This is a genomic window from Pseudomonas sp. UBA4194 (assembly GCF_002379585.1).
Taxonomy (GTDB): Bacteria; Pseudomonadota; Gammaproteobacteria; order Pseudomonadales; family Pseudomonadaceae; genus Aquipseudomonas.
Window position 1 is genome coordinate 36,910 of record NZ_DFUE01000052.1, and the last position, 14,407, is coordinate 51,316.

Here is a 14,407-nt window from a genome sequence, read left to right on the forward strand (position 1 = left end):
GGCTCCTCAATGTTGCCCGATGGTTGAAGCGAAATTCAGCGTTTGCGCAGCCGGTGCCGCGAAGCGCTGGATGGAAAAAGGTGCCAGGCTGATCGGCGACGTTTCGCCGAGTATCTCTTGAGCCAGGCGCTTGCCGGTGCCTGGGCCCATCTGAAAGCCACTGCCGCAAAAGCCGAATGAATAACTCAACCGACTGGCCTTGCCGCTGCGGCCAATCACCGGCAGGTCATCGGCGGTAAACGCCTCGACCCCGGCCCAGACCCGGTTCACGCCCAGATGGCGCAAGTGGGGGAACAGGTCGGTCACCGTTCTTGCGCTGGTACTCAGGCGGTCCATCTCGACCTCGCCATGGCGCGCGGCAAAATCCACCGACCCGACCAGCTTGCCACCGATCACCACCGTGCCGTTGGCAAACTGCTTGAACGACAGCGCACGGCCGGTCGCCCCCAGCACCGGCGTGCAGAACGGGGCGACGCGATGGGTGACCATCAGCATCAGGCCCTCGGGATGCACCGGTACCGGCTCGCCGACTGCTGCGGCCAGTCGCCCGGACCAGGCCCCGGCGGTCACGACCAGATGCTCGGCCTGGTGCACCCCGTTCGCGGTGCGGACCTGCCAACGCGTGCCCTTTTGCTCGATGGCCTGCGCAGGCGTGTTTTCCAGTACCGTGACCCCAAGCTTCTGTGCGGCCAGGCGCACGGCGGTCACCGTACGGTAGGGTACGGCATAGCCGTCATCCTTGACCCAGATGCCCCCCACCACATGCCGGGCGACAGTCGGTACCCACTCCAGCACCTGCTCGCGATCGATCAGCACCTCATGATCGAAGCCCAATGCATTCAACTGCTGAACCCGCTGGCGACACTCGTCGAGCTCTGCTGGGGTCTCCGCCAGCTTGAGTTGACCGCTGGCGACAAAACCACCGTCGTCACCCAGTAACTCAGGGAGCTGGTACCACAGCTCGCGAGACGCCAGCGCCAGGGGGATCTCGGCAACGTGCCGGCCCAAGGTTCGCACCCCCCCGGCATTCACGCCGGAGGCGTGGCGCCCGCAGTACTCGGCCTCCAGAACGGTAACCTGCACGCCGGCGACGGCCAGATGCAGCGCGGTGCTCAGGCCATGGATGCCGCCACCGATCACCAGTACATCACTGCCTACGGACGAGGATTCACTCACCGGCCAGCTCCCCCAGGGTGATGGGCTTGATCGGCGGACGAATCCGGTAGTATCCGACTTCGGCGGCCGATACCTGTCGCGCCTGGGCAATCACCTCAGTGACCGTCAAACCGCATAGCCGGCCCTGACAGGGGCCCATGCCACAACGACCAAAGGATTTGGCCTGGTTCGGGCCCGTGCAACCCAGCGCCACGAAACCGCGCAGCTCGCCTGCGGTGACTTCCTCGCAGCGGCACACTACCACCTGGTCGGCCGGAACCCGATGCTCGTCTCGCGGCCGATAAAGGCTGTCGAGGAAGGGCCGAATGCGCAGGTTCGCCTCCAGCTGCTTTTGCAGATCGGCACCCAGCTGATCCCGCTGCGGGGCGCCCAGGGCATCGAGCCGCGCAGCGATGCCCAAGGCTGCCAGTTGCCCCTGCAAGGCAGCGGCTTGCGCGCCACCGATACCACCGCCATCACCGGCAACGAAGATGCCCGGCACGTCCAGCTCGCCCCAGCTGTCGCGCAGGGGGCTGAAGCACAGTTGCAGCGGGTCCCAGGCGTGGGTCGCGCGCAACGATTGGCTGAATTGAATATTGGGCACCACGCCTTGATGCAACAGCACGCAGCGGGCTTCGATCCGTTCCTGTTTGCCTGCAACTGCAAAGGTCAGCGCCTGGGCAGCCTCGCGGCCTTCCACGGCCAGGGCCTCGGCCCCGGTGTAGTGGGGGATACGCGCCTGCTTGAGGCTGCGCATCAGCTGCAAGCCCTTGCGCAGATACGGCCAGGCGCGAAGCGCCGCGACCAGATGCCGACGTGCTCGCCAGTAGTCATCACGGTGCGTGGTGTCTACCAGCGCCTTGATCGGCACGCCGGCGCGCAGGTACTGCCAGCCCAGCAGGTAAAGCAGGGGACCGCAGCCGGCCAGCACCACCGGTTCGGTGGGCGCCAGCCCGGCGCTTTTCAGCAGGATCTGCGCCGCGCCGGCGGTCATCACCCCCGGCAAGGTCCAGCCGGGAATCGGAAAAGGGCGCTCCATGGCGCCGGTGGCCAACAGCACCGCCTTGGCTTGCAAGGTGTGCATGCGGCCATCGCGCAGATAGCTGACCTGATGATCGCGGGTCACCTGCCATACCGCAGCCCCTTTTTCATAGCGCACGGTGGCGCCAGCCAGCGCCTGGGCCAGCGCGTTGCCCTGGGCGTAATCCGGCCCGAGCATGTCGCGGCGGGCCAGGGGCGCCAGAGTGATGCCTCGATAGATCTGACCACCGGGGCTGCCTTGTTCGTCCAGCACCACGACCTTCAGCCCATGGCTGGCCAGGCGCACCGCACCGGCCATACCGGCCGGCCCGGCACCCACCACTACCACATCGACGTGCTCCGGGTTCATGGCTGTACCTCCAGGGTCTGGACATTGGCTGGCTGGTAGACCAGGTCACGGGCGCCTTCCTGGGAGCGCACCTGCATGCCCTCGGCGACCTCGATCAGGCAGCTCTGGCGATTGGGCACGCCGTCGATGTCCACCAGGCATTCGAAACACACACCCATCATGCAATAGGGCGCCCTGGGCGCTTCGCTCACCGGCGTGGCGCGGAATCGATTGACGCCCGACATCAGCAGTGCCGCTGCCACGCTGATGCCGGCCGGTACGGTCAGGGGCTGGCCATTGAAGGTGAGATTCAGGGTGCGGGTCGGGCGGGTTTCGCTGGCGACCGGTTGGAACAGCGGCTCAGTGGGCATGGGCTAGCACCTTGTCGGTGAGAAAACGTTCGCCGTTGAACACGGCCAATTCGTCGGGCTGGGCAGCGCCCATGATCCAGGGCGCGATGCGCAGCGCGTGCGCGGCGGCCAGGGTCACACCGCTGTGGCAGGTGATGACGAAGGCTCCCGGATGGGTCAACGACTGCTGATAGATCGGAAAGCCGTCGGGGCTCATTACCCGCAGTGCACCCCAGGCCCGCACCAGCCGCACGTCGCGCAGCAGGGGAAAGGTGGCGACGCCGCGCTGGGCGATGGCCGACAGCACTTCGCGGCTGGTGCTGTCGTCGAAGCCAACCTCTTCCATGGAGTCCCCCAACTGGACGGTGCCTTCGTCGGTCTGGCGTACATTGATGGTGGGGTAGTCAAGAAAAGGCTGCACGCGCTCGCTGACCAGTACCTGGCCGCGGTTTGGCGCAACCGGCGCATGCAGGCCCACCTGGCGGGCCAGGCCCGGATTGCCCAAGCCTGCGGCCAGCACTATGCGTGGCGCACAGAACTGCTGCTGACCGGCGCTGACCCGGAAATCACCCGCGTGACCTTCAATGCGGTCTACCTGCACGCCGCCCTGAAAGCGCGCGCCGTGTGCCTGGGCCGAACCGTGCAAGGCGCGCAGCAGTTTCAACGGGTTCACATGGCCGTCCTGGGGCGTATAGCTGGCACCGACCACGGCCTTGCCGATCAGCGGCAGACGGGCCTTGAGCTCGGCGGCATCGAGCATCTCGAAAGGGTAGTCGCCGACCACGTCCTGCAATACCTGCAAGCGTTGCTGACGTTCGAGCAGTTCCTCGTCACTGAAGCACATGTGGAAACCGCCCGGTTGCTTGAGCTGAACGTCGACGCCGCTGTCTTGCAACAGGTTGTCGCGCAGCGCGCTCCAGCGCTGGGCCGATGAGCGGGTCCAGCGGGCATAGTCCGGCAGGTTGTAACCCTTGCCCTGGACCCAGACCAGGCCGAAGTTGCCCCGCGAGGCACGGAAGGCGTCATCGCCCTGGTCCAGCACCACGGTGCGTGCCCCGCTGCGGGCCAAGCCATAGGCCACGGCGGTGCCGACCAGGCCGCCGCCTATCACGATCACGTCGGCATTGACCGCCGTCGTCGACAGGTTCATTTGCCTTCTCCTATCAAGACCCGATCCAGCCCCACCAGACGGTCGAGTACCAGCATCAGCAGCAGGGTGCCGACGATCAGCACGGTGGACACAGCGGTGATCAATGGATCGATGGTCTGGGATATCTGGTTGTACATGGCCACCGGTAGCGTGGTGGTGCCGGGCGTGGCGACGAACACGGTCATGGTCAGCTCGTCGAAGCTTTGGATGAACGCCAGCATCCACCCGCCGATCACGCCGGTGCGGATGCGCGGCAGAATCACCCGGTAGAAAGCGGTCCAGCGCCGGGCGCCGAGGGACAGCGCGGCCTGTTCGATGTCTTTTTCCAGGCCAATGGTGGAGGCCAGGGTCAGGCGCAGGGCGTAGGGCAGCACCACGATGACGTGGGTCAGGCACAGCGCCCAGAACGATCCGCCAATCTGTGCCAGGGAAAAGAAGCGCAGGAAGGCAATACCCAGCACCACCGAGGGGATCATCAACGGCGACAGCAGAAAGCCGGTCAGGGTGCCGCGGCCGGGGAAGTCGTAGCGACTGATGGCCAACGCTGCCGGAATCGCCAGCAACGTGGCGACCGTGGCCGAGGCCAGCCCCAGTTTGAGCGACAGCATGAATGCGTCGAGCATTTCCTGATTGTCCAGCAGGGCCTGGAACCAGCGCAGCGACAGGCCATCGGTGGGCAGCGACAGGTAACCTTTGTCGGTGAATGCCATGGCCATCACCACCAGCAGCGGGGCGACGATGAAGGCAATGAACAGGCTATGGAACAGCAGCGAGAAAAATCCGTTCTTGTGCATGGCGGCTCACTCGAAGACTTGCTTGAAGCGGCGTTCGGCCAGCTTGCTGCAACCCAGGATGATGATCAGGTTGGCCACCAGCAGGAGCATGGCGATCGCCGCGCCCAGGGGCCAGTTCAAGGTGCCGAGGAATTCGTCGTAGGCTGCCGTGGCGACCACCTTCAGCCGTCGTCCGCCGATGATCGCTGGCGTGGCAAAAGCCGAGGCCGCCAGGGCGAAAACGATGATCGAGCCGGACAGGATGCCGGGCATGATCTGCGGCACGATGATGCGGCGGAACACCGTCAACCGCGACGCACCCAGGGACAGCCCGGCCCATTCCACCTGCAGGTCCAGGCGCTGCAGGGTGGCCCACACCGCAATGACCATGAACGGCACCAGCACATGGGTCAGGGCGATCACCACACCCAGTTGGGTGAACAGGATCTTCACGGGCGTATCGGTGATCCCCAGCGCCTGCAAGGCGTCGTTGATCAAGCCGTTGTTGCCCAGCAGGATCGCCCAGCCGAGGGTGCGTACCACGACCGAGATCAGCAGCGGGCCCAGCACTACCAGCAGGAACAGCGACCGCCAGCGCGGTGCCATGCGCGCAATGATGATGGTTTCCGGAACGCCCAGCAGCACGCACAACACGGTGACGGCCAGCGCCATGGAGCCAGTGCGCAGGAAGATCTCGTGAAAGTAGTCGTCCTTGAAGACTTCCAGGTAGTTGGCCGCGCTGTACACCGGCAATACACCGTCGGTATCGCTGAACAGGTTCAGCGACAGCAGGGCCGTCAGTAACAGCGGTGCCAGCAGCAGAGCGATGAATACCAGCAATGCCGGCCCGCTCAACAGCCACGGCGCCGCGCCGACACGTTCAGCGTCATACCTGGCCATGAGCAATCTCCCGATCCAGCAGGCGCAGGTCATCGTCGGACCAGTCCAGACCTACCTCGCTGCCTTCATCCGGCGGCAGGCTGCCCAGGTTCGGCTGGGTCATGTGTACCAGCCCCAGGTGGCTGTCCACGGCGATCAGCCACAGGTTGCCGAGAAATACCCGCAGGCGCACATGGCCATTGAGGCGCCCCAGGCCGGCCTGGGTCAGGCGGAGCTTCTCCGGACGAATGTAGACGTTGACGTCGTTGCCCAAGGCGCGGTCTTCGTGGGGCACGTGCAGCAGGGCGCCCTGCACCTGCACGTCGCAGCAGCGGGCATTGCGATGCTGCACGGCCCCGGCGAAGGCGTTGGTCTTGCCCAGGAACGCCGAAGCGAAGGGCGAGTGCGGCCGTTCATAGGCTTCGAACGGGGTGTCGATCTGCACGATCCGGCCACGCTGCATCACGGCGATGCGATCGCTCATGGTCATGGCCTCGACCTGATCGTGGGTGACCAGGATGGTGGTGATGCCCAGGTCACGCTGGATGGCGCGCAACTCGATGTGCATTTCTTCACGCAGCTTGGCGTCGAGGTTGGACATGGGCTCGTCGAGCAGCAACAGATCCGGGCGGATGGCCAGGGCACGAGCGATGGCCACGCGCTGACGCTGCCCGCCGGACAACGCCTTGGGGTAGCGCTCACCCAAGCCCCCCAGGCGCACCAGGTCCAGTGCCTCGGCGATGCGTCTGGCCCGTTCGGCCTTGGCCACGCCGCGCATCTCCAGGCCGAAGCTGATGTTCTGCGCGACGGTCATGTGCGGGAACAGTGCATAGCTTTGAAACACGATACCCAGGCCGCGTGCTTCGGGACGTACGTGGGTAATGTCGCGGCCATTGAGCACCACGCGGCCCTCGGTGGGCTGCACGAATCCGGCGATCGACTGCAGGGTAGTGGTCTTGCCGCATCCGGAAGGGCCGAGCAGGGCGACGAACTCACCCTGCTGCACCTCCAGGTTCAAACCGTCGATGGCCTTGAACGAGCCGTAGCTCTTGACGAGGCCTTCAAGTGTCAGAAATGCCATGGCTTTGCCACGCAGGCGTGCGCCTGCGTCTCCAGAAGGGTTTCAGGACGGAGCGGATATCGGGCCGGCTCAGCGCTCGACGGTGCGGTTCCAGCGGGTGGTCCACTCGCTGCGTTGCTGGTTGATGGTGTCCCAGTCCACCTTGATCAGGGCGTTCACCTTGTCCGGGCCATAAGGCATGCGGGCGGCGATTTCGGAGCTCAGCTGCACGGTCTTGTTGACTGGCGCAAAGCCGTTCTCCCTGGCCTGAATGGCCTGTACCTCGGGCGATAGCACGTACTGGATGAACTGTTGGGACAGCTCCGGCTGGGCGTTGGGGGTCACGCCGCAGGCTGCGATCTGCAGGGCGATACCGCCTTCCTTGGGGTAGATGAACTTGAGCGGGAAACCGGTGCCTTGCAGCGCAACCGCGCGGCCACTGCCGTACACCGCCATGACCACATCACCGTTCTGCATCATGCCGTCCATTTCGCCAGGCGCCGACACCCAGGCCAGTACGTTCGGCCCGATCTCGTCCTTGAGGGCCTTGAAGCCGGGGTCGATGTCTTTCTCGCTGCCACCGCGCAGGCGCGCCATTTCCACCAGGGTATGCAGGCCGTAGGTATTGGTCACCGGCGGCATGCCCAGCAGTTGCTTGAAACGTGGGTCCTTGAGGTCTTCCCAGGAATCGGGGGCGGCCCAGCCACGTTTCTTGAAGGCTTCTTCGTTGTAGCCGATACCGGTGGCGACCACGCCGATTCCGGTAGCCTGCGAGCTCAGGCGGGCCAGCGGGTAGAGGTCCTGGTAGACCGGGGCGTCGCTCAGTTCCCCGCACAGGCCTTGTTGCAATGCCTGGTACATGGGGCCGTCGTCCATCATGGCGACGTTGATCTGCTGCCGGCCTTTCTGCGCCTGCAGCTTGGCCAGGGTTTCGGTGGAGTTGCCGGCCACGTACACCACTTTGACGTCGTGCAGTTTCTCGAATGCCGGGATGACCTTGGTCTTGTACATCTGTTCGGTGGAACCGCCGACACCGGCTACATACAAGGTCGGGGCGGCGAAGGCGTGGCTGCCGGCGAGGGCGGTCAGGGCGAGGGCGATGCGCAGGGTGGAGCGAGCGAAGGACGGTTGTTGGCTATTCACAGACTATCTCCGAAGTGCATGGGGCAGATCGAACAATGCGTCAGTCGCGTCGACGGTTCTCGACGCTACGCATGCGCTGTGCATGCTCCCGGGGCCAAGGCTGCCGGGTAGCGCATCTTGGTGTGCGCTATGTGCTGCTGTGTTCGAGTATTGCGAGCAGTCTGGTATATGGTCAAATACGGATATCCGGGCTAGCTATACATATTCGACATGGAGCGCCAGCATGAACCTCAGACAGATCGAAGCATTTCGCAGCGTCATGCGCATGGGGTCGATGACGGCGGCCGCCGACGTGCTCTACACCTCTCAGCCCAATGTCAGCCGCCTCATTGCACAGCTGGAGCTGAGCACCGGGCTGACCTTGTTCAAACGTGCGGGCGTACGGCTGATACCCACCCAGGCAGGCCAGGCGTTTTTTCAGGAGGTGGAGCGGGCATTCGTGGGGCTGGACAGCCTCAAGCATTCTGCCAAGAACATCCGCAACCTGGGCACCGGGCGCTTGCGGGTAGCCGCGGTGCCGTCCACGGGGCTGAGTGTCATCCCGCAGGTGCTCAAGACATTCACTGAGACCCGGCCAGAGCTCACGGTGTCGCTGCACGTGAACTCCTCACCCACGGTGGAGCAGTGGGTGAAGTCACAGTTCTGCGACATCGGCATCGTGGTGCACCCTGGCGACCTGGCCAACCATCAGGTCGAGCTGCTGGCTCAGGTGTCGGCCGTGTGCGTGCTGCCCAAGGCTCATCCGTTGGCGGCGCAGGCGTCCATTACTTTCAGTGATCTGGAAGGCCAGCCGTTCGTGTCGCTCTGCCACGGCGACGGCACGCGGGCGTTGGTAGACGGTCTGTTCGAGCAGGCGGGGGTGGAGCGGGTGATGGCGGTTGAAGCGCAGTACAGCGCGATCAATTGCGAGATGGTGGCTCATGGGATGGGGATTACTTTGGCGCATCCGCTGGTGGCCAGGGACTACCTGCATCGGGATATCGTGGTGCGGCCGTTTCGCCCGGATATCCTGTTTCCCACCTATGTGATCTGGCCGAGTGCGCAAAATCGGACGACATTGGCGGAGGATTTCATCGAGACGCTGAAAGAGTTCTATGCGGGGGTGGTGTGAATGATCGCAGGCTCGGGCGTGTGGCGGACTCATCAGCGATTCTGGTCGCCTGAACCTGTGACGCGCAGGCCGTGGCGCAGATGGGAACTGTACTCATTGGTCGCCGGTCCCGGCACACAATGCTATTGTTGCTGGCGCACCCTTATTCAGAGTTGAACATGACCGAGCCCTTCCCCTTCCCGCGCGAAGGCATGAGCGAGCAAGTACGCCACTATGATTGGGCAGCCACACCGTTAGGCCCCATCGAGGAGTGGCCCGCCGCCCTGAAAGTGGCCGTGGACATGTTGCTGGTGTCCAAGTTTCCGGGGTGTCTGGTCTGGGGGCCGGAGTTGATCACCCTTTACAACGATGCCTTCAAGCCCATGCTGGCGGGCAAGCCCGAAGCGCTGGGCCGATCGTTTCGCAGCGTCTGGAACGAGGTCTGGGACGACATCTCTCCGTTTCTCACCAGCGCCTTCTCTGGCAACGCGACCTTCATCGAGAACTTCCCCCTGACCATCCTGCGCAACGGTGCCGAGGAACAGGCCTGGTTCACCTTCTGCTACAGCCCGATTCGCAACGAGCACGGGGCGGTGGTGGGCATGCTCGACACGGTCATCGAGACCACCTCCACGGTGCTTGCGCAACAGCAGATTCAGCGCATGTCCGATGATTTCGAGCGCCAGGTGATCGAACGCACGGCCGAGCGCAACCGGTTCTGGGAACTGTCTTCGGACATCATGCTGGTGACCACGCCTGAACTGAATGTCACTGCGATCAATCCTGCCTGGCTGACGGTACTGGGCTGGGCGCCGGCGGATCTGATCGGCAAGCACGCCATGGGGCTGGTGCACCCAGACGACCGCGACATGGTTGCCGCCGCCGTGGTGCCATTGTCCCATGGCGAGCATTTGCGTGACATCAACTGCCGCCTGCGCCACCGCGATGGCAGCTATCGCTGGATCAACTGGGCCGCGGTACCCGCCCAGGACTGCTTCCATGCGGTGGGCCGCGACGTGACCCAGGAGCGTGAGCGGGCCGAAGCCTTGCGCCAGGCCGAGGAGTTGCTGCGCCACAGCCACAAGATGGAAGCGGTAGGGCAGCTGACCGGCGGCCTGGCCCACGACTTCAATAATCTGCTCACCGGCATCAGCGCCAGCCTGGAGTTGCTCAAGCAGCGCATCGCACAGGGCCGCACCGGCGAATTGGGCCGCTACATCGATGCCGCCCACGGCGCCGCAGGCCGCGCCGCCACCCTGACTCATCGGCTGCTGGCCTTTTCCAGGCGCCAGACCTTGGCGCCGCGTGCCGTCGAGCCTGGGGTGCTGATCGGCGATCTGGAAGACCTGATCCGCCAGACCCTGGGTCCTACCATCCAGTTCAGTGCCGACACCCGTGCCGACGTCTGGCGCGTGCGCGTGGATGCCAACCAGCTGGAGAGCGCGCTGCTCAACCTGTGCATCAACGCCCGCGATGCCATGCCTGACGGTGGCAGCCTGTGGCTGCGCGCCAGCAATCATCACCAGTTCGCCAGGGCGCGCAGCGATGACGATCTGCAGCCAGGCCAATACGTACGCTTGAGCGTCACCGACAGCGGCACCGGCATGGACGAGGACACCATCGCCCGCGCCTTCGACCCGTTCTTCACCACCAAACCATTGGGTCAGGGGACGGGTCTGGGGTTGTCCATGGTCTATGGTTTTGCGCGTCAATCAGGCGGCCAGATCCAGATCGATTCGACCCCGGGGCAGGGCACGGCCATGCACCTGTTCCTGCCCAGGCATCTGGGTGAGGCGCAAGCCCAGAGCGTGGCGGCGCCCTACAATCACGAGAGCAACGTTGCCACGGGTGAAACTATCGTGCTGGTGGACGACGAGGGCACCTTGCGGCAGATGATGGGTGAGGTGTTGCGAGAATTGGGCTTCCGGGTGCTCGAAGCGGCCAGCGGCGTGGAGGGCCTGGCCATCCTTCAAGGCGGGTTGAAGGCCGACCTGCTGATCACCGACATCGGCTTGCCCGGTGGCCTGGATGGTCGCCAGGTAGCCAATGCCGCCTGGACGCTGGACCCAGGCTTGAAAGTCTTGTTCATCACCGGCTACGCGGAGCACGTCATCAGCGAGCACACGCCCTTGGCCGATGACATGCACGTGCTCACCAAACCGTTCCTGCTGGATGCTTTCGTCGACAGGGTGCGCCGGGTGCTGCACGGGCACCGGGCGCCGCTGGCCATTGATCAGGAATGAGCATTGGATTCGCGGCGCTTCTCGACGTCGCGCGTGCGCCGCTCCACCACCAGGTACACCACACAGGCGATGGCCAGGGGCATGAGGAAGTACAGCGCGCGGTAGGCAATCAGCGCTGCCAGTAGCGTGCCCTTGGAGTATTGACCTTGCAGCAGCGTGATGAAAATCGTCTCCAGCACCCCCAGCCCCGCCGGAATGTGGGCGATGACACCAGCGATGCTGCTGATCAGCAGGATCGCCAGGATGGTGGGATAGCCGACCTTCTCGGGCAGCAACGACCACACCAACGCCCCCATCAACGCCCAGTTCAAGGCCCCCAGTAACGCCTGGCTTGCCGCGACCTTGAAGGAGGGCAGCGTGATTTCCTGATCGCGCACGGTCCAGGTGCGCTTCTTGGCGAAACGACAGGCCAGCAGGTAAACCAGGCCCAGCGCGATGATCACCACACCGATCACTCGCAGCCCGGTGCTGCCGATCTTGTAGCCCTCCGGAAGCTCCGGCAGGCCCATGGCGAACACCGTGCCGGCAATGAACATGTAGCCCAGCCAGTTGGTGATCAGGCACATGCTCAGGATGCGGGTGATGGTCGGGACATCCAGCCCCAGCTTGGAGTACAGGCGATAGCGCAGGGCGATGCCGCCGACCCATGAGCTCAGGTTCAGGTTGAAGGCGTAGCAGACGAACGCCAGCGGCATGACTTGCGTCACCGGCACCTTGTGGCCGGTATAGCGACGGGCAAGTACGTCGTAGCTGGCAAACACCAGGTAACTGGTCAGGGCGATCCCGGCGCCGATCAGCAAGGTGCTCAGCTTGTAGGAACCCAGCGCGTGACGCACTTCCTGCCAGTCCAGATTCTTGACCAGCAGGAACAGCAGGACGGGGACCAGGATGAAGCAGAACAGCGTCATCGCGCGTTTGGCCCAGACCCATTTGCTGGCGCGCTTTTTCGGTTGCCCGGCGGTGCTATCGGCGCTGTTCATACCGTCTCCTTGCGATCCAGGCCACGGCTGTCGCACTGCTGCGGCTCGACCTCGATCAATGGCTTGAGCTTGGGCGAGTGCGCCGGGATGAAACCCACCAACGCCGGAAAGTGACGCAGAAAGTGGAAGGTCAGGAAGATGATCGGCGCTCGCCACCAGTAACCGCGTAGCACACGTTGCAGGCTGATGGACTTGCAAGTGCTGTGGGCCAGCTCATGCAGATGCTCGTACAGGCGCTGGTTGAAGCGCTTGTCGCGAATGATCAGATTGCCTTCCAGATTCAGCGACAGGCTCAGTGGATCGAGGTTGCTCGAGCCCACCGTCGACCACCGTTCATCTACCACGGCAACCTTGCCATGCAAGGGCCGCTGGCAGTATTCGCGGATCACTACGCCGTCGCGCAGCAGGTAGTTGTAGAGCAGTCTCGAGCACAGGCGCACCAGCGGCATGTCCGGCATGCCCTGCAGAATCAAGGTCACTTCCACACCCCGGCGCGCGGCATTGCGCAGCTCGCGCAGCAGACGATAGCCCGGAAAGAAATACGCATTGGCAATGATGATGCGCTGCTGCGCACCTTTGATCGCCTCCAGGTAGTGGGCCTCGATATCGTTGGTGTGCTGGTCGTTGTCGCGGATACTCAACAGCAGGCTGGCGCTGGCGCTGTCCGCATCCGGCGGCGCGCTGCGGCTGCTGCGCCAGGGCTGCGGCGTACGCACCACCTTGCTGGTCTGATCGAGCAGGGCCAGGGTGGCGCGGTGCAGGTCGGGGACGATAGGCCCCCGGACTTTCACGGCGTAATCCTGCTTGGACATCGGGTCGCTGGACTCAGCCAGGTGATCGGCACTGTAGTTGATGCCCCCCACAAAACCGATTTCGCCGTCGATCACCACGATCTTGCGATGCAGGCGGCGGAACAGGTTGGTGCGCATCCCCATGACCTTGGGCTGCGGATCGAACGCCTGCAAGTGCACCCCGGCCTTGGCCATATCGGTGAGGAACTGCGAACTGAGCTCGGCGGTGCCGTAGCCGTCGACCAGCAACTCGACCCGCACGCCGCGCTGGGCTGCGTCGATCAACGCCCGCTGCAGATCTCTGCCGACTTCATCCTCATACAGGATGAAGGTTTCGATCAGGACTTCTTCGCGGGCCTGGGCAATGCACTCGAACACGGCGGGAAAGAACTCTTCGCCATTGATCAGCAGGGTGATTTCGTTGTTGTCACGCCACTGCTCGGTGAACGGCTGGTTGGATTGCTCGTTCATAGCCGCACCTCCACCGCCAGGGGCACATGGTCGGACAGATGCGACCAGGGTTTGCGCGACAGCACCTTGGGCTGGTGCGCGGTCGCGTTGCGAACATAGATACGGTCCAGGCGCAGCAGCGGCAATCGCGCGGGAAAGGTCTTGGCCGGCGCGCCAAACGCTTCAACGAAAACTTCGGTCATGTTGCACTTAGCCAGAATGTCATCGGCGCGCAGGCGCCAGTCATTGAAATCGCCGGCGACGATCACCGGCTCCTTGGGGTCCAGCGAGTCCAGCAGTTTGCACAGCAGCTTGAGCTGCTGCTGACGTTGCGCTTCAGTCAGGCCCAGGTGTACGCACACCGTGTGCACTTCGCCTTGACCGGGAACGGCCAGTACCGAATGCAGCAAACCTCGCTCCTCGGTGCCATTCACCGTCACGTCGAGGTTCTCGTGGCGCACGATGGGGAATTTCGACAGCAGCGCGTTGCCGTGATCCCCATCCGGATACACCGCGTTGCGCCCATAGGCGAACATCGGCCACATGCTGTCGGCGAGAAATTCGTATTGCGGCGTGTCGGACCAGTTGTCATAGCGCTTGCCATGCGCCCGGTGGGCGCCGAGCACTTCCTGCAGGAACACCACGTCGGCGCCCAGCGTGCGTACGGCCTCGCGCAGCTCCGGCAACACGAAGCGCCGATTCAACGGACTGAAGCCCTTGTGAGTGTTCACCGTCAAAACGTGCAGGGCAGTGACTGCCGGGGCATCCGCGGGGAGCGGCTGGGGGTTGGGGGTGCTCATGGCAAGGCTCCTGAGGGGACGGCTGGGGGCACTCAGGCCCTTGAAATCGGACTCGGGGGAGCAGGGGAAGGTTCAACGCTGCACAATTTTGACCAGGCTCTAGATCAGAGTTTTCAGGCAGATAAGTTTCAGATATGCCCCCAGTTTCGCCCCCGGTCGCGACGGGTTAACAGT

General features: G+C 64.0%; 13 protein-coding genes. 2 read left to right on the top strand and 11 right to left on the bottom strand.

The genetic code is table 11. The annotated features are described in order from the left end of the window. Positions 1-6 precede the first annotated feature (6 nt). The 8 genes from B3397_RS13660 to B3397_RS13695 form a co-directional block, all read right to left on the bottom strand. On the bottom strand, positions 7-1,176 hold the full coding sequence (locus B3397_RS13660; RefSeq protein ID WP_296250919.1) for an NAD(P)/FAD-dependent oxidoreductase: 1,170 nt from the start codon (positions 1,174-1,176) through the stop codon (positions 7-9). Continuing rightward, positions 1,169-2,545 carry an NAD(P)/FAD-dependent oxidoreductase gene (locus B3397_RS13665; RefSeq protein ID WP_296250921.1) on the bottom strand — a complete coding sequence of 459 codons (1,377 nt, stop codon included), beginning with the start codon at positions 2,543-2,545 and terminating at the stop codon, positions 1,169-1,171. Before B3397_RS13665 ends, B3397_RS13660 begins: the two co-directional genes overlap by 8 nt. Further along, positions 2,542-2,895, bottom strand: coding sequence for a (2Fe-2S)-binding protein (locus B3397_RS13670; protein WP_296250925.1), 354 nt, complete (start codon positions 2,893-2,895; stop codon positions 2,542-2,544). The genes B3397_RS13665 and B3397_RS13670 overlap by 4 nt, the downstream gene beginning before the upstream one ends. Further along, complete coding sequence (locus B3397_RS13675; RefSeq protein WP_296250928.1) at positions 2,885-4,024, bottom strand: NAD(P)/FAD-dependent oxidoreductase; 1,140 nt, start codon at positions 4,022-4,024, stop codon at positions 2,885-2,887. Before B3397_RS13675 ends, B3397_RS13670 begins: the two co-directional genes overlap by 11 nt. Then, entirely contained in the window at positions 4,021-4,818 is a 798-nt protein-coding gene (locus B3397_RS13680) for an ABC transporter permease (RefSeq protein WP_296250930.1), read from the bottom strand. Before B3397_RS13680 ends, B3397_RS13675 begins: the two co-directional genes overlap by 4 nt. Before the next feature lie 6 nt (positions 4,819-4,824). Beyond that, on the bottom strand, positions 4,825-5,697 hold the full coding sequence (locus tag B3397_RS13685) for an ABC transporter permease (RefSeq protein ID WP_296250932.1): 873 nt from the start codon (positions 5,695-5,697) through the stop codon (positions 4,825-4,827). Then, positions 5,684-6,757, bottom strand: a complete 1,074-nt coding sequence (locus B3397_RS13690) for an ABC transporter ATP-binding protein (RefSeq protein ID WP_296250935.1) — start codon at positions 6,755-6,757, stop codon at positions 5,684-5,686. Before B3397_RS13690 ends, B3397_RS13685 begins: the two co-directional genes overlap by 14 nt. A gap of 69 nt (positions 6,758-6,826) precedes the next feature. Continuing rightward, a complete protein-coding gene (locus B3397_RS13695) occupies positions 6,827-7,879 on the bottom strand; it encodes an ABC transporter substrate-binding protein (protein ID WP_296250937.1) in 1,053 nt (350 codons plus the stop codon). 223 nt (positions 7,880-8,102) lie between these two features. Between B3397_RS13695 and B3397_RS13700 the strand changes: the two genes are divergently transcribed. Together B3397_RS13700 and B3397_RS13705 are read left to right on the top strand one after the other, a co-directional pair. Continuing rightward, entirely contained in the window at positions 8,103-8,990 is an 888-nt protein-coding gene (locus tag B3397_RS13700) for a LysR substrate-binding domain-containing protein (RefSeq protein ID WP_296250938.1), read from the top strand. Between the two features lie 158 nt (positions 8,991-9,148). Beyond that, positions 9,149-11,212 (top strand): hybrid sensor histidine kinase/response regulator, encoded by a 2,064-nt coding sequence (locus tag B3397_RS13705; protein ID WP_296250941.1) that lies wholly within the window; start codon positions 9,149-9,151, stop codon positions 11,210-11,212. On the opposite strand, the gene B3397_RS13710 is transcribed toward B3397_RS13705, so the two are convergent. Genes B3397_RS13710 through B3397_RS13720 form a run of 3 tightly spaced genes read right to left on the bottom strand, consistent with a single transcriptional unit; the run spans position 11,203 to position 14,233 of the window. Beyond that, positions 11,203-12,192 carry a lysylphosphatidylglycerol synthase domain-containing protein gene (locus B3397_RS13710; protein ID WP_296250943.1) on the bottom strand — a complete coding sequence of 330 codons (990 nt, stop codon included), beginning with the start codon at positions 12,190-12,192 and terminating at the stop codon, positions 11,203-11,205. The two genes, B3397_RS13705 and B3397_RS13710, sit on opposite strands and share 10 nt — an antisense overlap. Beyond that, entirely contained in the window at positions 12,189-13,454 is a 1,266-nt protein-coding gene (gene clsB / locus B3397_RS13715) for a cardiolipin synthase ClsB (RefSeq protein ID WP_296250945.1), read from the bottom strand. Before clsB ends, B3397_RS13710 begins: the two co-directional genes overlap by 4 nt. Beyond that, on the bottom strand, positions 13,451-14,233 hold the full coding sequence (locus B3397_RS13720; RefSeq protein WP_296250947.1) for an endonuclease/exonuclease/phosphatase family protein: 783 nt from the start codon (positions 14,231-14,233) through the stop codon (positions 13,451-13,453). Before B3397_RS13720 ends, clsB begins: the two co-directional genes overlap by 4 nt. Between the last annotated feature and the right edge of the window lie 174 nt (positions 14,234-14,407).

Bases quoted from the DNA above. Each gene is read 5' to 3' on its own strand.
- clsB (WP_296250945.1), bottom strand. From the start codon at position 13,454: ATGAACGAGCAATCCAACCAGCCGTTCACCGAGCAGTGGCGTGACAAC.
- B3397_RS13720 (WP_296250947.1), bottom strand. From the start codon at position 14,233: ATGAGCACCCCCAACCCCCAGCCGCTCCCCGCGGATGCCCCGGCAGTC.
- B3397_RS13705 (WP_296250941.1), top strand. From the start codon at position 9,149: ATGACCGAGCCCTTCCCCTTCCCGCGCGAAGGCATGAGCGAGCAAGTA.
- B3397_RS13690 (WP_296250935.1), bottom strand. From the start codon at position 6,757: ATGGCATTTCTGACACTTGAAGGCCTCGTCAAGAGCTACGGCTCGTTC.
- B3397_RS13700 (WP_296250938.1), top strand. From the start codon at position 8,103: ATGAACCTCAGACAGATCGAAGCATTTCGCAGCGTCATGCGCATGGGG.
- B3397_RS13665 (WP_296250921.1), bottom strand. From the start codon at position 2,545: ATGAACCCGGAGCACGTCGATGTGGTAGTGGTGGGTGCCGGGCCGGCC.
- B3397_RS13675 (WP_296250928.1), bottom strand. From the start codon at position 4,024: ATGAACCTGTCGACGACGGCGGTCAATGCCGACGTGATCGTGATAGGC.
- B3397_RS13670 (WP_296250925.1), bottom strand. From the start codon at position 2,895: ATGCCCACTGAGCCGCTGTTCCAACCGGTCGCCAGCGAAACCCGCCCG.
- B3397_RS13710 (WP_296250943.1), bottom strand. From the start codon at position 12,192: ATGAACAGCGCCGATAGCACCGCCGGGCAACCGAAAAAGCGCGCCAGC.
- B3397_RS13685 (WP_296250932.1), bottom strand. From the start codon at position 5,697: ATGGCCAGGTATGACGCTGAACGTGTCGGCGCGGCGCCGTGGCTGTTG.
- B3397_RS13680 (WP_296250930.1), bottom strand. From the start codon at position 4,818: ATGCACAAGAACGGATTTTTCTCGCTGCTGTTCCATAGCCTGTTCATT.